Raw genomic sequence first — 20,138 nt, 5'->3', positions numbered from 1 at the left:
CCCACTGCCCGGCGCCCGGTCTGGTTCAGGGGCGCTCCCGGGTCAGGGATACGATCATCTCCAGGCGCCCCAGCTCCGTCTCCAGGGGCACCGCCACGCTCTCGACCCCCGACCCGAAGTCCAGGTTTACTCCGACGCCCGCCACCACGGTGGGGGGGGTGATCCCCTCCCGCAGGCCGAGCTCGTAGAGGTGTCCCGTGGCGTTGCCCACGATGGTGTTGGCCACCTCGGCCAGGATGGCCTGGACCTCCTGCCACCGGTCTTCGCCCATCTTTTCGTCCAGGATGCGCTCGGCCAGGCTCCAGACCACCTCGCGGGCCGCGGTGAGCACCACCGAGCCCGACAGCCTCCCCTGGAGGCCGATGATGATGCTCAGGTTGTCTCCGAGGCGGCCCGCGTCCAGGCGGGTCACCCGGCCCAGCGTGACCTCGAGCCGGGCCATCTTCCGGAGCACCCGCACCGAAGGCACCAGGAAGGCGTTGACGTACTCGGCTCGCATGGCGCCTAGTCCACGGCCTTGGTGGCCCGGATCACCTCTTCCAGGCTCGTGATGCCGGCCAGGACCTTGCGCAGGCCGTCGAAGCGCAGGTCCCGGAAGCCCTTGGCCGCCGCGGCGCGCCGGATCTGGGTGGTACTCGCCCGGTCGGTGATGAGCTCCCGGATCTCCTCGTCCACCCGCAAGACCTCGTGGATGCCCGTGCGCCCCTTGTACCCGTTGCCCCCGCAGTACCCGCACCCCTTGCCCCGGTACAGCGTCACCTGCCCCGCCAGCTCCTGAAGGCCTGCCTCCCCGAGCTCGGCGTCCTTGGGCTGGTACCCCGCCTTGCACTGGGGGCAGACGCGCCGTACCAGGCGCTGGGCGAGGATGCACAGGAGGGTGGGAGCGAGCAGGAAGGGCTGAACGCCCATCTCCATGAGCCGGGTGATGGAGCTCGGGGCGTCGTTGGTGTGCAGCGTGGAGAGCACCAGGTGCCCCGTGAGCGCCGCCTCGGCTGCGATGGAGCCGGTCTCGGGGTCGCGGATCTCCCCCACCATGATGATGTCAGGGTCCTGGCGCAGGAAGGCCCGCAGCGCCCCGGCAAAGGTGAGGCCCCGCTTGGGGTTGACCGCCACCTGGTTGATGAGGGGGATCTGGTACTCCACCGGGTCTTCCACCGTGACGATGTTGGTCTCGATGGAGTTGATGGCGTTGAGGGCGGCGTAGAGGGTGGTGGACTTGCCGCTCCCCGTGGGGCCCGTCACCAGCACGATGCCGTTGGGCTGGCGGAGGGCCGCCTCGAAGAGCTTGAGGTTGTGCTGGGAGAACCCCAGTTTGTCCAGGGTCACCCGCACGCTCCCCCGGTCGAGGATGCGCATCACCACCTTCTCGCCGTAGTACACGGGGAGCACGCTCACCCGGAACTCCAGCTCCTTGTCGCCCATCTTGAGCTGGATGCGGCCGTCCTGGGGCCGCTGGCGCTCGGAGATGTCGAGCTCGGCAAGGATCTTCACCCGGCTCACCACGGCTGCGGCCAGGCGCATGGAAAAGGAGAAGCGCTTCTGGAGCACCCCGTCCACCCGGAAGCGCACCATGAGGTTGTCTTCCCCGGGCTCGATGTGGATGTCGCTCGCCCCCTCCCGCACGGCGAGCTTGAGGATCTTGTCCACCATCTTGACGATGGGGGCCTCTTCGCCCGCCCGGCGCAGGCTCTCCAGGTCGGTCTCCCGGCCGCCGGAGCCCAGGTCGAGCTTCTCCAGGGTGAGGAAGTCGTCCTTCTCCCCTTCTCCCCCGTCCTTGCCGTAGTGGGCGTTGAGGGCCTGGAGGATCTGCACCTCCCCTGCCAGCACCGGCTGGACCGGCCGCTTGAGGAGCCCCCCCACCAGGTCCACCGCCTCGATAAGGGTGGGGTCGGAGACGGCCAGGGTCACCTCGTCGCCGATGGCGAAGAGCGGCACGACCCGGTAGCGCCGGCACACCTCCTCGGGGAGCTGGGCCAGGAGGTCGGTCTGCACCTGCACCTCCTCCAGGTCCATGACCGCCAGGTTGAACTGGCGGGCCAGGGAGTGGAGCAGGTCCTTCTCCTTCAAATAGCCCGACTCCACCAGGAACTTCCCGATGGGCTTGGCCGAGAGGCCGCGGCTCTTCCGGTCGGAGAGGGCCTGCTCGAGCTCTTCCTCGGTGAGGAACCCGTCCTCCACCAGGAGCTGGCCCAAGCGGGCCTCCACGCGGCGCTGGAGTGCCACGTCAGACCCCGAACAGGTTGTCGATGTCGTCCTGGGAGACCTTTACGTCGGCCTCCTCGGGCGCCGACTCCACGCTCTCCCGGGCCGCCTCCAGGAGCTCGGCGAGCCCGGGCGGGGCACCCGGAGCCGAGGCCGCCCCAGGGGGGGGCGAGGGGGTGGCCGCGGGCGCCGCCGCAACGGCGAGAGCCTCGGCGCGGCGGGCGGCGTCGAGACCTGCGCCGCACCCGCCGCAGAACCGGTCGGCGGCGCCGTTGCGGAAGCCGCACCCGGCACAGTACCGGGCCAGGGGCGCTCCGCAGGCCCCGCAGTAGTTGCGCTCCGGGGCGTTGGGTTGCTTGCAGGCGAGACAGTTCATGGCTCCCTCGTGGCCACCCGGTTGCGTCCGGCGGCCTTGGCTTCGTAGAGGGCCTCGTCGGCGAGGCGGATCAGGTCGTCGGCGGTGGCGACCCGGGGGCCCGGGCACGCGGCCGCGCCCACGCTCACGGTGATCCCCAGGCGCTCGCCCCGGGCTTCGATGGGCGTTCCCTCCACCGCGGCGCGGATGCGCTCGGCGAGCTCCGCTGCCCCCGGCAGGCCGGTGTGGGGCAGGAGAACGCAGAACTCCTCCCCGCCGTAGCGGCCCGCCACGTCGGTGCCCCGCACCCGCACCCGCAGGAGATCCGCCAAGCCCCGGAGCACCTCGTCCCCGGCCTGGTGGCCGTAGGTGTCGTTGAGCCGCTTGAAGTGGTCGATGTCGAGCATCAGGAAGGCCAGCGGCGTTCCGTAACGGGCGCTGCGCGCGTACTCCGCCTCGAGGGCCTGCATGAAGTAGCGGCGGTTGAAGAGCTTGGTGAGGGGGTCCACCGACGAGAGCTCCCGGAGCTGCTCGTTGGAGGCGCGAAGGGCATCCTGGAGGGCCTTGATCTTGAGCTGGACCTTGATGCGGGCCAGGAGCTCCCCGGGATCGAAGGGCTTGGTGACGTAGTCCGAAGCCCCGAGCTCGAGCCCCCGGATCTTGACCCCCACTTCGGTGCGGCCCGTGAGCAGGATGACCGGGATGTCGCGCAGGTCGGGGCGGGCCCGCACGAGGTTCAGGAACTTGAAGCCGTCCACCGAGGGCATGACCAGATCGCACAGGATCAGGTCGGGGGCCCCGGCCAGCACCTCCTTGTAGCCTTCGATCCCGTTCTCGGCCTCCCGGCACGAGGAAAAGAGCCCCAGGCGCTCCACGAGCCGGCGCACCTCCTGACGCAGGCCCGGGGAGTCGTCCACGATGAGCAGCGAGAAGTCCCGGCGCCCCATGAGGCCCAGGGGGTCCTCCAGGTGGCCCCCCTCTATCCGTCCGGCCTCGGGAGCCGCCACACGGGAAACGGCGCTTGGTTCCACTGGGACAGTCCTTCCGACCCCCTCACGGCTGTGCCGGGCGGCAGGGTCAGGGTGAGGGTGCCGTCGGCCAGGGAGGCGTCGGGCACGATCCGTCGAAACTCCAGCTCGTAGCCCCCCTCTGCGCCCCCCGCCCGCACGCTCACGCGACCGGGAAAGGGATGTCCCTCCACCTCGGCGTACTGCCCATAGGCCAGCTCCAGCCGAGGCGCCCCCTCCTGGGAGAGGGAGACCCGCTGGGGCAGCCCCGTGCCCGCGGCAAAGGCCACCTCCTGGCGCCACCCCCCCGCCCCCTCCAGCACCAGCACCCGGCGCCCGTCGGGGTAGATCCAGGCCTCGGTGGGGCTACCGACCCGGGGTACCCGCCCCAGGAGCAGCGTCTCGAACCAGGGCCCCCAGGCGTCCCACGCCTCCCGATAGGCGGTGCGGCGGGTGGGCAGGTACACCTCGCAGGTGCCGCCCTCCCCTTCGCGGCACGCGAGCGAGAGCACCGGGGTGGAGAAGGGACCCGCCACCGCGTCGAGGCGCAGGCCCTCGCCCCGGCGCGCCCGGGCGCCGAAATCGGCGCTGCCCTTTCCATCGGCCCGGAGCCTCCCCTGGAGCCGCACCGCCTCGGGGGCCGCGTTGTACTGCCGGAGGAGCCGGTCCAGGGCGGCCGGGTCGGTGGTCGCCCCCACGGGCTCCCGCACCGCCGCCCGCGGCCCGCAGGCCGCGAGCCAGAGCAGCGCACCGAGCGCCGCGAGCGCCCCGGCGAGTGCCCGGCCCCTCACAGGGCCTCCAGCTTCTGTCGCGCCGACTCGGTATCCGGCGCGATCTCCAGGGTGCGCCGGTAGGCCTGGGCTGCCTCGGCGGGCTCTCCGGCCGCCACCAGGGCGTCCCCCAGGTGCTCCCAGATGATGGGGTCCTCGGGGTTCGCCTCCAGGGCCCGGCGCAGGGTCTCCACCGCCTCGGGATACCGGCCCTGCTTGTAATAGACCCAGCCCAGGCTGTCGGTGATGAAGCCGTCGCCGGGCTTGAGCTCCAGGGCCCGCAGGATCAGGCGCTCGGCTTCCTCCAGGTGCACCCCCTGCTCGGCATAGGTGTAGCCGAGGTAGTTGAGGGCGTGGGGGTCGTCGGGGTTGTGCTCCAGGGACCGCTTCATATATTCGGCACTGCGCCGCCAGTCCTTGAGCTTGTCGTGGAGAACTCCCAGGGTGAAGAACACCCGGGCGTTCCCGGTCTCCCGTTCCTGGAGGTAGCCCTCCAGGAGGTCCGCCGCCCGGCGGTACTCGGCGTCGTCCTCCCAGAGCCCCGCCAGGGCCAGGACGACCTCCTCGTCTCCCGGATCCTCCGCCAGACGGGTCTCCAAGAGCGCCCGGGCCTCGGCCTTGCGCCCGAGCCCGTCCAGCGCGATGGCCTTGCGCACCAGGGCGTCGGAGTACTCCGGCGCCCCCGGCGGCACCCGGTCGAAGCTCTCCACCGCTTCGGCGTACTTCTTCTGGGCCAGCAGGCTCACCCCCAGGAGATACCAGGCCTGGGAGTCCGCCCCGTGGGCCTCGGCCATGGTGCGAAACACCGCCTCGGCGTCCTGGGCGCGCTCGGCCTGGAGGAGCAGCACCCCCAGGCGGAAGCGCAGGCCCGGGTCCCCGCCGCTCCACCGCTCCGCGGCCTCGAAGACCTCCAGGGCCTCGTCCACGCTCCCCTGGCGCAACAGGGTCTGGCCCAACCGGAACCGCGCCTCCACGTCGTGGGGGTTGACGTCCACCAGCCGGCGATACAGGGCCTCGGCGGCGGGGAAGCCGCCCCCGTCCTCCTCGAGCCGCGCCAGGGCGCGCAACCCTCCGCGATGATTGGGGTCCAGGGACAGGGCCCGGCCCAGAGACTGGCGGGCCTGGTCCCGATCCCCCTCGACCAGGTGGAGCCGGCCCAAGGTGAAGTGGGCGTCGGCGTTTCGGGGGTCCGCCTCGGCCCATGCCCGGGCTTCCTGCAGGGCCTCCTCCTTGCGCCCCAGCCCCTCCAGCAGCCGAACGGCCAGGCCGCGGGCCTCGGCGCTGCCGCCCGCCGCGGCCTCCCGAGCGGTCGCCGCCGCCTCCTCTCCCCGGCCCTGCACCTCCAGGAGTCGGGCCCGGAGAAGCAGGAGCCCCGGCTCACCGGGGCGCAGCTCCACGCCCCGCTCTACCAGCACCAGGGCCTCCTCGAAGCGGCGCTGCCCCAGGAGGAGCCGCGCGGCCTCCAGGCGCAGCACCGCCGACTCCGGGTCGGCCTCCACGGCCTGGAGGAGGGCGTCCAGGGCCTCGTCCGGCTCCCCCGAGCGCTCCGCCAGGTAGGCCCGCAGGGCGTGGGGCACGGCGTTGGTGGCGCGGGCGGTATCGGAGGCCCAGGAGGGGAAAGGGGGCAGAAGGAGCAACAGCACGGAGGCTACGAGAATCCTCATGGGGTCTCCCCTTCGGAGATGAGGGTGCGGGCCCGGTCGCACAGGTCCTGGAGCCGGACCAGCGCCTCCACCGGGGTCAGGGTGTCGACGCTCTGGCCCGCGAGCTCACGCACCAGGGCGTCGCGCCGGCGCTCGGCCGCGCTGGCGAACAGGCTCAGTTGGCTGGGTCCCCGCCGGGCCGCACCGGGCCGCACCCGCGCCGAGAGGGCGAACCGGGGCTGGCCGACCTCGTCGAGCTCCCCGGCCTCCAGGTTGCCCAGGACCTCCCGGGCCCGGCCCAGCACCCGGTCCGGGAGCCCCGCCAGGCGGGCCACCTGGATGCCGTAGGAGCGGCTCGCGCCGCCCTCCACCAGGCGCCGCAGGAAGATCACCTGCCCCTCCCACTCCTTGACCGCCACGTTCCAGTTGGCCACGCCGGGCAGGGTCCGCGCCAGGTCCGTGAGCTCGTGGTAGTGGGTGGCAAACAGCGTCGGCGCCCCCAGCTCGTGCAGGTACTCGGCCACCGCCCAGGCGATGGAGAGGCCGTCGAAGGTGGAGGTACCCCGGCCGATCTCGTCGAGCACGATGAGGCTTCGCCCGGTGGCATTGTGCAGGATGTTGGCGGTCTCGGTCATCTCCACCATGAAAGTCGAGCGCCCCCGGGCCAGGTCGTCCGAGGCCCCGACCCGGGTGAAGATGCGGTCCACCGCTCCCACCCGTGCGCTCTCCGCCGGAACGAAGGACCCCGCCTGGGCCAGGAGGACGATGAGGGCCGTCTGGCGAAGGATCGTGGATTTTCCCGCCATGTTCGGGCCCGTGAGGATCAGCAGGTGCGCCCCCTCCCCTGCGACGCACACGTCGTTGGGAACGAAGCGCTCCTCGCCCAGGGCCTCGACCACCGGGTGGCGCCCCCCCCGGAGCTCGATCCCGACGCCGGCGTGGACCCGGGGCCGCACGTAGCCCCGCTCCACGGCCAGGTCGGCGAAGCTCGCCAGCACGTCGAGGATCTCCACCGCCCGGGCGGTGGCCTGGAGCCGGTCCAGGTGGCGTGCCGTCTCCCGGCGCACCTCCACGAAGCCCTCGTACTCCAGCGCCCGGGCCCGGTCTTCGGCCCCCAGGACCTTCTGCTCCATGTCCTTGAGCTGCGGGGTCACGAACCGCTCGGCGTTGGCGAGCGTCTGGCGGCGCTCGTAGTCGGGGGGGACGGCGGCCAGGTTGGCCCGGGTCACCTCGAGGAAGTACCCGAAGACCTTGTTGAACCCCACCTTGAGGGAGGCAATTCCGGTTCGCTCCCGCTCCCGGGCCTGGAGGCGGGCGATCCAGCCTCTGCCGTCGCGCTGGATGGCCCGCAGCTCGTCCACCTCGGGGTGGTAGCCGTCGCGCAGGAGCCCCCCCTCGGTGAGCACCGCGGGGGGGTCGTCGGCCAGCGCCCGCGCAAGGAGCCCGGCCACCTCGGGCAGAGGGTCGAGCGCCCCGGCCACCTCGCCCAGCAGGGCCGCCTCGGCGCCGCCCAGCAGCGCGGCGAGCCCCGGAACCGCCTCCAGGGAGCGCCGCAGCGCCACCAGGTCTCGGGCGTTGGCCGTGCCCTGGGCCGCCTTGCCCCCCAGGCGGGCCAGGTCGTGCACCGAGCGAAGGGTGTCGCGAACCTTGCGGCGGGTCTCGCCCCGGCGGACGAGCTCGTCCACCGCGTCGAGCCGCCCGTCGATGGCGCCCACGTCCAGCAGGGGAAAGGCGAGCCACTCCCGCAGCCGCCGCCCCCCCATGGCCGTGCAGGTCCGGTCGGCCAGGTGGAGGAGCGAGCCCTCCCGGCGCTCTCCCGAGAGGGTGCGGAAGAGCTCGAGGTTTCGTTTGGTGGCCTCGTCCAGCACCAGGGAGTCCCCGCCCCGGTGCCGGGACAGGCGCCGCAGCGTCGCGAGCCCTCCCTTGCAATGGGCCTCCACGTAGCGCAGCACCGCGGCGGCGGCCTTGACCCCCTCGTCCAGGTCCTCCACCCCGTACCCCGCCAGGCCCGCCACCCCGAAGTGCGCCCTCAGGGCCGCCCGGGCGCGCCGGCCGTCGAAATCCCGCCCCGGCACTTCCGCCACCGGGACGCCCGGCGGGAGAGCGTCGGCCGGGATCTCGCTGCGGCGCCCCTCGGCCACCAGCACCTCCCGGGGCTCGATCCGCGCCACCTCGGCGGCCGCCGCCTCCCAGTTCCGGGCCTCCCCCACCCGGAACTCCCCCGTGGTCACGTCGGCATAGGAAAACCCCACCCCCCGCCGGCCGGGGTGGAGCGCCAGGAGATACTGGGCCCGCTTGGCGTCGATCATCTCCGTGTCGGTCACGAGCCCCGGCGTCACCACCTGGACGACCTCGCGCCGCACGAGCCCCTTGGCCTGCCGGGGATCCTCCACCTGGTCGCAGACGGCCACCTTGTGCCCGCTCTCCACGAGCCGCGCGATGTGGGCGCGGGCCGCGTGCCAGGGCACGCCGCACATGGGCACCGCACCCTCTCCCTTGTCCCGGCTGGTGAGGGTGATCTCCAGCACCCGGGACGCCACCTGGGCGTCGTCGAAGAACATCTCGTAGAAGTCCCCCAGGCGAAACATAAGGATGCACCCGGGATGCGCCTGCTTGAGCTCCAGGTACTGTCGCATCATCGGGGTAAGCTTGGGGGGCGGCGGCGCGGGGCCGGCTTCGGAGGACGAAGACGAAGCGGGAACGTCGGGTGTCGTCACGGAAGCCACCTGGGAATCACGAGAATGAGGGGCGTGGGGAGCTCATGGCCGCACCGTCTACGTCGAAATCGATATCGAGATCGGCATCGAAATCGACCTCGATGCCGATCTCGACTTCGAGTTCGATCGGCCGAGGGCGAAAGGGGCGGGCCGGGGGTCTCCCCGCAGGCGGCGCAGGCGGCTTTGGCGATATGCCTTGGCGGGCACAGGATGCCCCTCCCCTCCCCCCCTGGACTGCCACGGACCATCCAGAAGCCCACGGGATCCTGCGCCGCCGGAGGGGAGACACCCGGGCCGCCGACGCATGGGTGATGTGCGGCGCAGCGTCGCTAGAGGGTGGGCTCTTCTTCCAGGGGCCGGGGGCTCGGGCTGGCGGGGCGCCGCGGGGAGGCCTCCCCCCCCGGGGGGAGCGCCCGCACGGGTCCCACGGGCTCCGCCGGAGAGGACCCCGCGGGGGCCGGCTCTTCGGCCGCCGCCGGAGGCTTGAGCTCCGCCGCCTGGGCCCGCAGCTCTCCGAGCTCTTTTTCCAGCTCCCGGATGCGCTTGTCCCGCTTGCGGATCTCCACCCTGCGGGCCAGCCGCTCGTAGATCCCGTGGAACCCCGCCGCGAGCATGCCGAAGAGGAAGAACACCGCAAAGAGGATCCACACGGGGAACGGGGGCGTCTGGTACCGGTACCCCTGGAAGTAGGCGTCGAACACGAAAGGCACGTTGGTCCCCAGCGCCTCCAGGTTCTGGTAGACGAAGACCAGGAGCACGAACAGGCACAGGGCGAAGAAGAGCTTCTTCACGAAGGCGAGCATGGGTCTCTCCCCGCAGCAGGTTTCGGGGCCCCGGACCCCGCCGCGAAGCGGGGCGCCAGGGAGTCGTAGATCTCCGTCAGGTGCTGGGAGATCACGCGGACCGCCCCGAGCACCGGCATGAAGTTGGTGTCGCCCACCCAGCGGGGCACCACGTGCAGGTGCAGGTGATCCCGCACCCCCGCCCCCGCCGCCGCACCCAGGTTTAGGCCCAGATTGTACCCCTCGGGGCGCAGCACCGCCTCCAGGGCCCCCCGGGCCCGCACCGCGAGCCGCCAGACCTCGCCCGCCTCGGCGTCGCCCAGGTCCTCGAGGCCCGCGGCGTGGCGGTTGGGCACCACCATCAGGTGCCCCGCGGTGTAGGGGTAGCGGTTGAGGATCACGAAGGCCCGCTCCCCCCGGTGGAGCACCAGGTGCTCCCGATCGGCTCCGGCCTCCAGGGCGGCGCAGAAGACGCAGCCCCGGGTCTTGGGCCCTCGCACGTACTCGATGCGCCACGGCGCCCACACGTTGCCGCCCTCGACGACGCCGCCTCTCAAGGGGCCACCTCCTCGAACCGCACCGCGATCCCTCCCGGCGAGAGCTCCACCAGCGCTACCGTGCACCGGGGGGCGTGGCGGCGCTCGAAGGCCGAGCCCGGGTTCACCAGGACGGTCTTCCCCCGCTGCGTGCGGGCGGGCCGGTGGCTGTGCCCGTACACGAGAAGGTCCGGCGCCTCGCCGAACGCCGAGAGCACCCGGTCCTCCAACCCCTCCGACGGCCCCCCGCCGTGCACCAACCCCACCCGGCAGCCGCCCAGGTCGAGGAGGCGCGACGAGGGCAGGCGCCGGGCCACGGAAAGAGGGTCCGCGTTGCCGGCCACCCCGTAGAAGGGCCGGGTGTCGCCGAACTCCAGGTAGTCCACCACCGCCTCCGCAGCATAATCCCCCGCGTGCAGGAGCACCTCGGCCGGCCCGAGGACGCCCGAGAGCAGCGCCGGCAACCGGGCGTCCAGAGCGAGCAGGTGCGTGTCGGAGAGAAGGCCGAGAAGCATGGGAGTTGTCCGTGGTCCGTGGTCCGTTGGAGTTTCGGACCGATCGGTCCGATCCGACCGATCCGACCGATCGGCCGCTTCACCCATCACCCATCACCCATCACCCATCACCCATCACGCCTCACGCCTCACGCTTCACCCGTCACCCGTCACCCTCTCAAAACCTCCGCCGCGAGTCCAGGAGCAGGGTCACGGGGCCCTGGTTCACCAGCGCCACCTCCATCTCGGCCCGAAAGCGGCCGGTAGCCACGGGCAGACCCTGCGCCGCAAGGCGGCGGGCCACGGACAGATAGAGGGCCTCGGCTGTGTCGGGCGGGGCGCTGGCCGTAAACGACGGCCGGCGCCCCTTGCGGCAGTCGCCCACGAGGGTGAACTGGCTCACCAGGAGGACGCCGCCCCCCACGTCCTGGAGGCCGAGGTTCATCTTCCCCCCGTCGTCCTCGAAGACCCGCAGGCCTGCGACCTTCTCGGCCACGTACCCCGCGTCGTCCTCCCCGTCGCCCCCCTCCACCCCCAGGAAGACGAGGAACCCGGTGCCCACGGCGCCGACGACCCGGCCCTCCACCCGCACCTCGGCCCGGCTGACCCGCTGCACCACCGCTCGCACCGTTCCCTCACTGCCCGCCGGACGCGCGTGCCACCCGGCGTTCGGGCTCCCGGGCGGCGACCTCGTCGAGGCGATCGAGCCACCCCCGGGCCCAGGCCCGGTAGGCATCGGCTTCGCCCCGGGGCACCGGGTCGCCGGGCACGTACTTCTCCCGCAGGGGGTCCACCCAGCGGCCGTCCTTCTTGACCCGGAAGTCCAGGTGGGGACCCGTGGCCAGCCCCGTCTGCCCCACGTATCCGATCACCTGCCCCTGGGCGACCCGCGCCCCCGCCCGGATGCCCCGGCCGAAGCCCGAGAGGTGGTTGTACAGGGTCTCGTAGCCCCGGGCGTGGCGCAGCGCCACGGTGTTGCCCGCTTCGCCCTTCCACCCCGCGTGCTCCACGGTGCCGTCGGCCACGGCCCACACCGGGGTGCCCGCCGGAGCGGCATAGTCCACCCCTTGGTGGGGACGCACCACGTCGAGCACCGGGTGGCGCCGGGCGTGGGTGAACCGGCTGGAGATCCGGGAGAACTGGAGAGGGGAGCGAAGGAAGCTCTTGCGCACGCTCCGGCCCTCGGGATCGAAGTACCCCTCCACCGCCGCCGACCGGTAGTACACGGCCGACCAGGTGCCCCGCGCCCCCCGGTACCGGGCTGCCAGGAGCCGCCCGTTGCCCACCGGCTCCCCGCCGGCGGAGAGGGTCTCGTAGAGGGCCTCGAAGGCATCCCCCTCCCGGGTGTCCCGGGAGAAGTCCAGGTCCCAGGCGAAGAGGTCCACAAACGCCATCACCAGGTCCGGATCGGCCCCGGCCGCCAGGAACGACGCATAGAGCGAGCCGCGAACGCTCCCCGCGAGCACGGCCTCCTCCCGAGCCACGGGGATCTCCACCTTCTCGGCCCGCCACCCCTCGCCCCGGGCCTCGGCCCGGTACACCTCCACGGGGCTGCGCCGGTACGTGAGCTCGGCAGGGCGGCCCTGGGGGTCGAGGAGCAGGGTGTAGGCGTCGCCGGGGCGGGCGCGGCGGGGGTCGAAGACCGGCGCCAGGCTGCGGGCCAGGGCGAGGGCGTCTGCCGGCGCCACGCCGCTCTTCTGGAGCACGGCCCCCAGGGTCTCCCCCGAGGCCACCTCCCCCTCGGCCCGGCGAAAGCCCCTAAGCTCCCGGATGCGCTCCTCCAGGAGAACCCCGAACCGCTCGTCGATGCTCGGCGTCCAGGGCTCCGACAGCGAGGCCCTCAGGGCATCGGCAGCCTCCGGCGTCAACCGGGGGGGAAGGGACGACCACAGGCGGTCCGGCCGCGCCACGCCGAGAAAACACGCGGCCAGCGCAGCGGCGTGGAGCACCCGGTGCCCTCGGCCCATCTCGCCTCCCGGTCCGGCCCCCCGCGCAGGAAAGAGGGGGGCATGGTAGCCGACCGGAGCAGGGGCATCAACCCCCCGAGAGCCGCCGACGGGGTGTGCCGCTCCCCGCTCTTCCCAATCGCTATCGCAATCGGTATCGCAGTCGGAGTCGATACCGATGGCGATACCGATACCGATACCGATAGCGATGGGAAGGTGCCGGACTAGGCTCGCTCCCGCGGCGCGGGGCGGACCGGTGAGGGGCTCGGCGCAGGAGCGCGGGCAGGCGTGCGGGCTCCAAAGTCCTCTGAAGAGGTCCTTGCCCTGCCCCCGGGGCTCGTGGCAATCGTCTCGCCGCTCATCGGCTACGAGGGGGCCATGACGAAGAGCCGATCCGCCGCCGCTATCCGATCTCCGAGGCCGCGCCGCTTGCCCAGCCCAGGCTGCGGCCGTTTCGGTGTGGCATCCCGCCCGCGCAGCACCTCGCTACACACACAAGTCATCCCGCACCGGTCTGGGGCGTCTTTTCTGGAGGCCCACCGCCGCTTTGCCGGGAAGCCAGGCACGGGAGTGCCCGGCGCCGGGGGGGGCGTTTTGCGCGTCGCTGCAAAGGAGGAAGCCATGAGGGGAAGAAGAAGGGGGCTTGGGCTGGCCGGCGCCCTGGGGGCGCTCTTGCTTGCGGGGCCGGCCCTGGCCAGCCCCGATCTCACCGGTGCCCACGGGGCCTACGAGTGCGGTAGCTGCCATCTCGGCACCCCGGCACCGGGAACCCCTGCCGGCGAGATCGCCTTCGTGGGCGGCGACGTCAACGCGTCCTGTCTCTCGTGTCATGACGGGGGTCATGGGGAGGTCTGGGGAGGGGGCCTGGGTTCCTTTGGGGCAATGGCCCTGGGCATGCAGGCGGTGAGCTCCGACCAGTTTCAGTTCAATGCAATGGCGGAGACGGGGCTGTACTGCAACGACTGCCACGCCCTGAGCGCTTCGAAGATGATTCCCGGCTCTAGGAACATCAAGCTCGGCATGGGCCTGGACCAGTTCCAGATGTGCCGCACCTGCCACGTCACCCCTTACTACGCGGGCAGCCCCACCGTGGGGCCTTTCGAGATTACGGATCGGGGGTTCGACCCCACCTGGCCCGGCACCAGCCGCACCCGCATCTACGTCTTCGAGCTCACCGACCAGCGGGCACAGGGCAAGATCGGCTTTCGCGCCGCCGTGGTTCGCTTCCCCTCGGCCGGAGACCAGAAGTGCTCGGCGCAAAAGTCCCACCGGGGCCCCACCCCCGGCAACGGCATCCGCATCGCCTGGTCCCAGGTGGGCAACCCCGCCAACCAGGGCCAGCAGGTCTGCCCGGACCTGTGGAGCCTCCAGTACCCCAATCCCGCGTTTTCGTGGAACCTCGCCAGCCTGGCCGCCGGCCGCTACGAAGTGCGGCTCATCCCCTTCTACCAGGAGAGCGACGGGGTGCCGTTCGTGTTTCGGGTGGACGTGCCGGCGCAGGCCCCGGCCTATCGGGTGCAGTACCGCGAGGTGACGGGGATGACGGCGGAGGCGGGGGGCACGACCCGCCTGGAGCTCGACCCCGCCTGGCGCGAGGTGCCCGGCGCGGGTGACGCCCCCCTGCGGGTGGCCCTGGGGCGGCCGGTGGTCTTTCGGGTGCTTCGGGGCGAGGCCCCTGTGGCGGCCTCCTGGGCCCTGGCGTCGGACCTCGACCGCAGCGCCCCCCTGCCCGACGCCTCCGACGAAGGGCGCCACTTCCTGGTCTGGCGCCAGTCGAACCCCGAGCGCTACGGAGGCGAGGTGGGGTTCTTCTTCACCGAGGGCTACGCCTACGCCTCTGGCGAACCGGCCCTGGGCAAGCTCTTCTGGCCGGTGCACCTGGGGGAGGCCACGGTGGGAGTGGCGGTGAACGGGGCGCCGGCGGCCCAGTTCGTCTTTGAGGTGGTGCGCCCCAGCGCACGGGGCCTTCGGCTCGGCACCAGCCGAAACGAGTTCGACTGGAACCTCGAGGGCACGGCCAACCGGTTCGGCATCCCGCCCCAGATCATCAAGGCGGTGATTCACCAGGAATCGGTCTTCGACCCCGCCGCCTACCGCTACGAGCCCAAGTACGACTTCGACTACATCGGCCCCGGGTGCCGGCCCGGCGAGGGGTGCCGGGATCGCCGCGACGAGGTACCCTACGCCCACTACCGGGTGGCCACGGGGATCGATCCCTTCCAGGTGGACCCGGAGCTCATTGGCCCCAGGCCGCACGACGACGGGGTGCGCGGGTGGGGAGCGCGGCTGCTGGCGCCGGTGGGGCCGGGGTCGCCCGACGTGCAGTACCGGCAGATGTACGTCCTGCGCGACGACAGCCCCGCCGACGGGTTCTACTCTCAGCGAGAGATCCTGGAGGCGAACCGGGTGAGGCACTACGCGAAACTTTATCAGGAGCTTGCCAGCAATACGGCCGTCCTGAACGGCATGCGCTACCACACGGCGCAGACGACGCTGGCCTCGAGCTACGGGTACATGCAAGTGCTGTGGGGCACGGCGGCGGCGCCGCTTCGCTGGAACGTGGCTGACGGGTGGCGCCACATGAACCCGAGCTATCTCACGGCAGGCTACAGCCCCAACGTGGAGCTGGGGTGTGAGAATCTGATGTACTTCTTCGAGGACAGAAACAGGAACCGGGCTCCTATCCAGTGGTACGACACCGACGGGGACGGGAGGCGAGACCGGTTGTCAGGATTGGAAGCAGCGAACGGGGTACGCAGTTTTTCCGAGTGGCAGAACTGGCTTGAGTCCGCCTTAAGCGGGTACAACGGTCAGCCAGAGAGATTGATTGTGTCGGAGTACTCTCAGAAGGTCTGGGCATTGAGTCTCGGCCACTACCCAAGGTGATGGAGGAGGACCATGCAGATCATTTGTCTTGCCATAGCGCTGATTCTAGGAATTAGTCCTTTCTCTGTGTTGGCCCAAGAGGCTCCGGGCTCCGACTCCATCAAGGACTTCATCATTGCTCACCACCCGGAGTACGTGGATGTCCATCCGGAGGAGATCGAAAGTCGCTGGAATCTTAACGGCTGGGAAGATCTGGACCTCGACGAAACCGGGGCGAAGGACTACCGGATCGTCTTCTATACCAGCGGGGCCAGCGGGGCCGTGTTGGTGTTTCGGCGCGAGGTCGGCAACTACCGCCTGATCTGGGAAACCGGCCCTCAACGGCGCCTCGGGACGGGGGTGGGTACGGGCATTAGCGCCTTGGATATCGACGGCGACGGCCGGCCTGAGATTCACCTTTCGACGAGCACCCACCGCGCCGAGGCTCACTACCTGTTTCGGTGGGACCGAGAGAAGAACGAGTTGGTGAGCCTACTGGCAGGAGAGGACCCCGAGTGGCCCTATGGAGCCTTCGGCGGCTCCTCGGTGGTCTTCGCCGACTTCGACAACGATGGAAGACTCGAAGCCATGGTCAACGAGGACCTGATCGTACCGGATCGGCCTATGTCTCGCGGGCCGGGGGCCGGCCAGACCACGTTGTGGCGGTTCGACGGGACAAAATTCGAGGCGGTGGAGACGCGGCGTACCTTCGACATCGACGACCCGAGTGTGGTGAATCCCTATTTGGCCCGGTACACCGACATCGAGGTCAAGCCCAAGGCCTGGCGCCAGAGTTGGCTCACCGGGCAGGGGCCGGGCAGTAGCGTCGAGGGGCAGGAGCATCGGCACGTGGTGTTCTACCTGGGGGGCGTCGAGGACAATCAGTACCGCCTCGACCAGGTGGACCGGGCGAGCTTTCGGGTGGCGGCGCCGCAGGGCACGCTGCTTGCGCCCGTGCGGCCCCAGTCGGCGCTTCTGAAGGCCGCCGAGGCTGACCCGGCCTCGGGCAACCAGGGGGTGGGCGGCCCCCGGATCGAGGTGACCTTCCTCGTGGGCGACCTGCTCGAGATGGCGCGTGCCCCCCAGCCGGTGCCGGACCACCTGGGGCGCGTGTGCTTCGATCTCCAGTCGAACCTCACGGGCCAGCCTGGGCTGGTGCGTGCCTGGGCGTGCCTGCCGGTGTCGGCGCAGTAACCCGTCGAGCCCCACCGCCCCCCGCCCGGCTCCCGCGGCGAGGTAGATCCTGTCAGTTGGGCAGGGGGCAACAGAACGGGGTTGCCGGGCAACAAAGCGGTGGGATTCCGGGAGGGTTGAGCCGATGGGGCTCCCTTGGAACTGTCGGCGGCAACTGGGGGCCGTCCTCGACCACCGGTTCGAAGGAGGTGAGACGAGACGTTCGGCCCCGGGTCAGGGCGTCGACTCTGCGATGATCTGTCGGACTCCGCAAAGAAGCTTCTCCGCGGCGCTCACGGCCGCGGCGGCATCCTCTCGGGAGCACGAGGAGAACTCCCGGTAGTCTGCCTCCTGCCGGGCGTCGAACAGGCGGTGCAGCGTCCGTGAATGTTCCCGGTCTAGCCTGCCGGTGTGCACGAAGGCACGATCGAAGGCGGCGATGACGCCCGAGTGCCTGGATGTCCGGTGATCGATGTCTTCGTGGAGCAGGAGCGCCAAGACCGCGTAGAAGACCGCATAGTAGGCCCGGTTCACCACGGACCGTGGCGTGAGTTCCGCAGCGAGCATCGCCCGTGCGTCGGACAGGGTTTCCTCAGCTTGCGCCATCCGGTAGCGAAAGAGGACCTCCAGGTCCATCATACCGGCACCCCTTCCTCGGCGATTGCCTTTAGGATGGGGGAGGCACGCAGGGGTGACTCCTCCACCTCTTGGCGCGAATAGACGAGGGGGGAGATGACGAGGTGGTGCGAGAACCCTACCTCCCAGGCCGCGTCGAGGACGCGGTCCCGGACGTCGCGGTCGAGCACCTCGACCTCGACGAACACGTCCATGTCGGAGTCGGGGTCGGCGTCACCCCTTGCGCGAGAGCCGAAAACGCGCAGTTCGACAAGCGCCGTCTGCTGTGCGACCCGCCGCTTGAGCTCCTCGGCGATGGCCCTGTCTCGCGCCCTCATAGCAAGTCTCTCCATGCGACCTCGGGGTGCGACAGACCAGACGTTACCAGCGATGCCGAATGCTGTCGACCGGGCCCGGGCAGAGGAGCACTGGACCGCGACATCTGATGACACACAGGCGCCCGCCCCACCCATCCGGCCGGAGCCGGCCGATGCCTCCGGGCGCGTCACCGCGGGCGGCTACCTGTGTCGAGCACCCAGCGCGGATTCAGGGGCGAGGCGCGGATTCCCCGCACCGGGGGCGACCCGCAGCGTGCGCTCGCCGCTCACCACGACCCGCCCCCGGCCGGCCCCCTTGGGCTTTCGCACCCGGCCGGCCTCGGCCACCAGGACCTCCACTCCGGCGTCCTCCCGGAGGCGGGAGTGTGCGGCAGCGAGCCCGGCGGCCTCGGCCAGGGTGCGGTCGGGGGGGCGGGCCTCGCGGCCGGGCTTGCGCAGGAGCACGTGGGCCCCCGGCGCCTCCCGGGCGTGGAGCCAGAGGTCCCAGGGGCGCGCCTCCCGCAGGAGGCGGTCGTTCTCGGCCCCGTTTCGGCCCACCCAGATCGCCCACCCGTCGGAAGAGACGTAGCGCCGATAGGGGCCTTCGCCCCGGGCGTCCTCTTCCCCCCTCCGGCCACGGGCACTTCCGCGCCCGCCGACGGCTTGCGCGGGGCCCCTCGCGAGCTCCTGCCGGGTCTCCTCCAGCCGGACTCGGAGGGCGGCCCCGGCGGCTTCCACCTGGCGCGCCTTCCGGTACAGACGGTCCAGGTTCGCCCCCGGCCCCAGGGACGGGTCCAGGGCGATGCGCCGGACGGTGCCCGGCTCGTGGAGGTCGGGCACGTCGGCCCAGGGGGCCCCGGGTGCGAGCCGGTGCAGGTGCGCCGCCAGCGCCTCGGCCTCGCCGCGCAGGGCGCGAGGGTCGGGCAGGGCCGCCAGGTCGGCGCGGATGTGCTCCAGGCGCCGCTCGAGGCGGTCCCGAAAGGCGCCCTCCTCCCGCGTCTGGCGCCGCCGAGCGGCTTCGGCCTCCGCCCGGGCTCGGGCTTCCTCGAGCCACGCGCCGGCGCGCCCGAGCGCCCCTCCCCAGGGATGCACCGCCAGGGGCGCACCCCGGTGGGTGAGCTCCACGGCGGACAGGCAGTCCCCATACTCCCACACGGGGCCGGGCCGCCCGTAGTCCGCCCGCAGCGTCTCGAAGGCGTCCCACGCCGTCAGCCCGCCCTGCCGGTGCCGGTGGAGCACCTCGGCTGCGAGGGCGGGACCGAGTCCCAGGAGGCGGCGCGAAAGGGGCTCGCCCGCCGCCACCCACGCGTCGAACGTCCCCTGCGCGACTTCCCCGAGGCGCACTCCGGCCGGCGCAGGCGGCGCCCGGTAGGTGGCTCCGGGGGTCAGGGGCCGCAGCGGGCTTCGCTCGGGGCCTTCCCACCGCCAGGCGGCGCGCAGGCCGCCGCCGGCATCGAGGGCCAGCAGGTTGCCCCGCCGGCCCGTGGCTTCCAGCACCACCCCCACACCCTGCCCTTTCCTGCCGAGCCACAGCTCCACCGCCCGCTCGTAGGGCTGGCATCTTATGGTCTCGAGGCGCTTCCCTTCCCCGTGGGCCCGCACGTAGGCGGCCAGGGCCGGGGGACTCTCGGGGCAGGGGGGCCGACGGGCGAGAAGGCCCAGCCCGGGGCTCTCGGGACGGGGGGAGAGGACCAGATGGGCGGTGCGGCCGGGCGAGCGCAGGCGCAGCACCAGCCGGTCCTCCCGGTCCTGCCACACCCCCTGCACCCAGCTGCCGCTCCAGTGCTCCGCGAGCTCGGCCGCCAGGCGGGCAAGGAGAAAGGCATCCATGGTAGGTGGCACGTTGTCCGTTGTCCGTTGTCCGTTGGAGTTTCGGACCGATCGGTCCGAGCCGACCCGTCACGTCTCACGCTTCGCGCCTCCCCCGTCCCCTACCAGCCCGGAACGGCGTAGCGCAGGGGGGGGGCGGCGGCTTCTTCCAGGGGGGCCAGGGCGCGCTGGTCGTCCCCCAGCATCCAGCGCAGGATGCCCCGCGAGCGCTTGCGGCGGTAATCGAGCTTGGGCTCGCCCTTGACGCCGCCGAGCTCCGCCGCCACGGCCACCGCGTCCCAGAACCCGCCCAACTGGTCCACCAGCCCGAGCTCCAGCGCCTGCCGGCCGGAGTAGATCCGCCCATCCGCCAGGTCGCGCACGGCCTCCGGGGAGAGCCCTCGGCCCTCGGCCACGGCCTCCACGAACTGGCCGAAGAGGTCGTCGATGAGGCCCTGGAAGACCACCGCCTCCTCCCCGGTGAGCTCCCGGAAGGGGGAGCCTGCGTCCTTCATCGGCCCGCTCTTCACCACCCGGGTGCGCAGCCCAAGCTTGTCGAAGAGGGCGTGGACCTCCTGGAACTGGATGAGCACGCCGATCGACCCCGTGGCCGTGCCCGGATTCGCCACGATGCGGGTGGCGGGCGCCGAGACGTAGTACCCCCCGGACGTCGCCAGGGCCCCCATGGAGACCACCACGGGCTTCACCTCGGCGGTGCGCCGCACCTGGTCGCGGATCTCCTGGGAAGGAGCGATCACTCCCCCGGGGCTCTCGACCCGCAGCACCACCGCCTTGACCTCGGCCTCTGCGGCCAGGGCCCTCAGGGCGTCCACCGTGGGGCGGGCGTCGGAGATGAACCCCTTGAGCTCCACCACCCCGACCCGCTCCCCCAGGGGCAGGGCCGACT

The 20,138-nt window shown here is 71.7% G+C and carries 18 protein-coding genes; 2 read left to right on the top strand and 16 right to left on the bottom strand.

Annotated elements, in window-relative coordinates; translation table 11 throughout:
• Positions 1-25: 25 nt before the first annotated feature.
• The 12 genes from AB1578_03005 to AB1578_02950 form a co-directional block, all read right to left on the bottom strand.
• The gene (locus tag AB1578_03005) at positions 26-499 is read right to left on the bottom strand and encodes a chemotaxis protein CheX (protein MEW6486866.1); all 474 of its coding nucleotides are present in this window, start codon (positions 497-499) and stop codon (positions 26-28) included.
• Positions 500-504: 5 nt separating this feature from the next.
• A complete protein-coding gene (locus AB1578_03000) occupies positions 505-2,223 on the bottom strand; it encodes an ATPase, T2SS/T4P/T4SS family (GenBank protein MEW6486865.1) in 1,719 nt (572 codons plus the stop codon).
• Between the two features lies 1 nt (position 2,224).
• Entirely contained in the window at positions 2,225-2,578 is a 354-nt protein-coding gene (locus tag AB1578_02995; protein MEW6486864.1) for a zinc ribbon domain-containing protein, read from the bottom strand.
• On the bottom strand, positions 2,575-3,588 hold the full coding sequence (locus AB1578_02990) for a diguanylate cyclase (GenBank protein MEW6486863.1): 1,014 nt from the start codon (positions 3,586-3,588) through the stop codon (positions 2,575-2,577). Before AB1578_02990 ends, AB1578_02995 begins: the two co-directional genes overlap by 4 nt.
• On the bottom strand, positions 3,537-4,355 hold the full coding sequence (locus AB1578_02985; GenBank protein MEW6486862.1) for a hypothetical protein: 819 nt from the start codon (positions 4,353-4,355) through the stop codon (positions 3,537-3,539). The genes AB1578_02990 and AB1578_02985 overlap by 52 nt, the downstream gene beginning before the upstream one ends.
• Complete coding sequence (locus AB1578_02980) at positions 4,352-5,998, bottom strand: tetratricopeptide repeat protein (GenBank protein ID MEW6486861.1); 1,647 nt, start codon at positions 5,996-5,998, stop codon at positions 4,352-4,354. Before AB1578_02980 ends, AB1578_02985 begins: the two co-directional genes overlap by 4 nt.
• Positions 5,995-8,616, bottom strand: coding sequence for a DNA mismatch repair protein MutS (mutS, locus tag AB1578_02975; GenBank protein ID MEW6486860.1), 2,622 nt, complete (start codon positions 8,614-8,616; stop codon positions 5,995-5,997). The genes AB1578_02980 and mutS overlap by 4 nt, the downstream gene beginning before the upstream one ends.
• 407 nt (positions 8,617-9,023) lie before the next feature.
• Positions 9,024-9,497: a LapA family protein gene (locus AB1578_02970; protein MEW6486859.1), complete on the bottom strand. Its 474-nt coding sequence runs from the start codon at positions 9,495-9,497 to the stop codon at positions 9,024-9,026.
• Positions 9,482-10,033 (bottom strand): HIT domain-containing protein, encoded by a 552-nt coding sequence (locus tag AB1578_02965; protein ID MEW6486858.1) that lies wholly within the window; start codon positions 10,031-10,033, stop codon positions 9,482-9,484. The genes AB1578_02970 and AB1578_02965 overlap by 16 nt, the downstream gene beginning before the upstream one ends.
• The gene (locus AB1578_02960; GenBank protein MEW6486857.1) at positions 10,030-10,527 is read right to left on the bottom strand and encodes a metallophosphoesterase; all 498 of its coding nucleotides are present in this window, start codon (positions 10,525-10,527) and stop codon (positions 10,030-10,032) included. The genes AB1578_02965 and AB1578_02960 overlap by 4 nt, the downstream gene beginning before the upstream one ends.
• Positions 10,528-10,684: 157 nt before the next feature.
• Positions 10,685-11,134: a D-aminoacyl-tRNA deacylase gene (dtd, locus tag AB1578_02955; GenBank protein ID MEW6486856.1), complete on the bottom strand. Its 450-nt coding sequence runs from the start codon at positions 11,132-11,134 to the stop codon at positions 10,685-10,687.
• Between the two features lie 7 nt (positions 11,135-11,141).
• Positions 11,142-12,473: a peptidoglycan DD-metalloendopeptidase family protein gene (locus tag AB1578_02950; protein ID MEW6486855.1), complete on the bottom strand. Its 1,332-nt coding sequence runs from the start codon at positions 12,471-12,473 to the stop codon at positions 11,142-11,144.
• Positions 12,474-13,073: 600 nt separating this feature from the next.
• On the opposite strand from AB1578_02950, the gene AB1578_02945 reads away from it, so the two are divergent.
• Entirely contained in the window at positions 13,074-15,338 is a 2,265-nt protein-coding gene (locus AB1578_02945; protein MEW6486854.1) for a hypothetical protein, read from the top strand.
• 66 nt (positions 15,339-15,404) lie between these two features.
• The gene (locus tag AB1578_02940; protein ID MEW6486853.1) at positions 15,405-16,511 is read left to right on the top strand and encodes a VCBS repeat-containing protein; all 1,107 of its coding nucleotides are present in this window, start codon (positions 15,405-15,407) and stop codon (positions 16,509-16,511) included.
• A gap of 213 nt (positions 16,512-16,724) precedes the next feature.
• Here AB1578_02940 and AB1578_02935 read toward each other — a convergent pair whose 3' ends face one another.
• The 4 genes from AB1578_02935 to sppA all read right to left on the bottom strand — a co-directional run.
• Positions 16,725-17,129, bottom strand: a complete 405-nt coding sequence (locus AB1578_02935) for a HEPN domain-containing protein (protein ID MEW6486852.1) — start codon at positions 17,127-17,129, stop codon at positions 16,725-16,727.
• Positions 17,126-17,458 (bottom strand): nucleotidyltransferase domain-containing protein, encoded by a 333-nt coding sequence (locus AB1578_02930; GenBank protein MEW6486851.1) that lies wholly within the window; start codon positions 17,456-17,458, stop codon positions 17,126-17,128. Before AB1578_02930 ends, AB1578_02935 begins: the two co-directional genes overlap by 4 nt.
• Positions 17,459-17,623: 165 nt before the next feature.
• The gene (locus tag AB1578_02925) at positions 17,624-19,252 is read right to left on the bottom strand and encodes an NFACT RNA binding domain-containing protein (protein ID MEW6486850.1); all 1,629 of its coding nucleotides are present in this window, start codon (positions 19,250-19,252) and stop codon (positions 17,624-17,626) included.
• Between the two features lie 101 nt (positions 19,253-19,353).
• The coding region (gene sppA / locus AB1578_02920; protein ID MEW6486849.1) for a signal peptide peptidase SppA at positions 19,354-20,138 on the bottom strand (785 nt) is incomplete at its 5' end.

It is taken from the genome of Thermodesulfobacteriota bacterium (genome assembly GCA_040756475.1).
Taxonomy (GTDB): Bacteria; Desulfobacterota; Deferrisomatia; order Deferrisomatales; family JACRMM01; genus JBFLZB01.
Note: the sequence above shows the minus strand (reverse complement) of the source record. Positions and strands in the feature narration are given on the sequence as shown.

Bases quoted from the DNA above. Each gene is read 5' to 3' on its own strand.
- AB1578_02960 (MEW6486857.1), bottom strand. From the start codon at position 10,527: ATGCTTCTCGGCCTTCTCTCCGACACGCACCTGCTCGCTCTGGACGCC.
- AB1578_02930 (MEW6486851.1), bottom strand. From the start codon at position 17,458: ATGGAGAGACTTGCTATGAGGGCGCGAGACAGGGCCATCGCCGAGGAG.
- AB1578_03005 (MEW6486866.1), bottom strand. From the start codon at position 499: ATGCGAGCCGAGTACGTCAACGCCTTCCTGGTGCCTTCGGTGCGGGTG.
- AB1578_02925 (MEW6486850.1), bottom strand. From the start codon at position 19,252: ATGGATGCCTTTCTCCTTGCCCGCCTGGCGGCCGAGCTCGCGGAGCAC.
- AB1578_02995 (MEW6486864.1), bottom strand. From the start codon at position 2,578: ATGAACTGTCTCGCCTGCAAGCAACCCAACGCCCCGGAGCGCAACTAC.
- mutS (MEW6486860.1), bottom strand. From the start codon at position 8,616: ATGATGCGACAGTACCTGGAGCTCAAGCAGGCGCATCCCGGGTGCATC.
- AB1578_02935 (MEW6486852.1), bottom strand. From the start codon at position 17,129: ATGATGGACCTGGAGGTCCTCTTTCGCTACCGGATGGCGCAAGCTGAG.
- AB1578_02980 (MEW6486861.1), bottom strand. From the start codon at position 5,998: ATGAGGATTCTCGTAGCCTCCGTGCTGTTGCTCCTTCTGCCCCCTTTC.
- AB1578_02945 (MEW6486854.1), top strand. From the start codon at position 13,074: ATGAGGGGAAGAAGAAGGGGGCTTGGGCTGGCCGGCGCCCTGGGGGCG.
- AB1578_02970 (MEW6486859.1), bottom strand. From the start codon at position 9,497: ATGCTCGCCTTCGTGAAGAAGCTCTTCTTCGCCCTGTGCCTGTTCGTG.
- AB1578_02950 (MEW6486855.1), bottom strand. From the start codon at position 12,473: ATGGGCCGAGGGCACCGGGTGCTCCACGCCGCTGCGCTGGCCGCGTGT.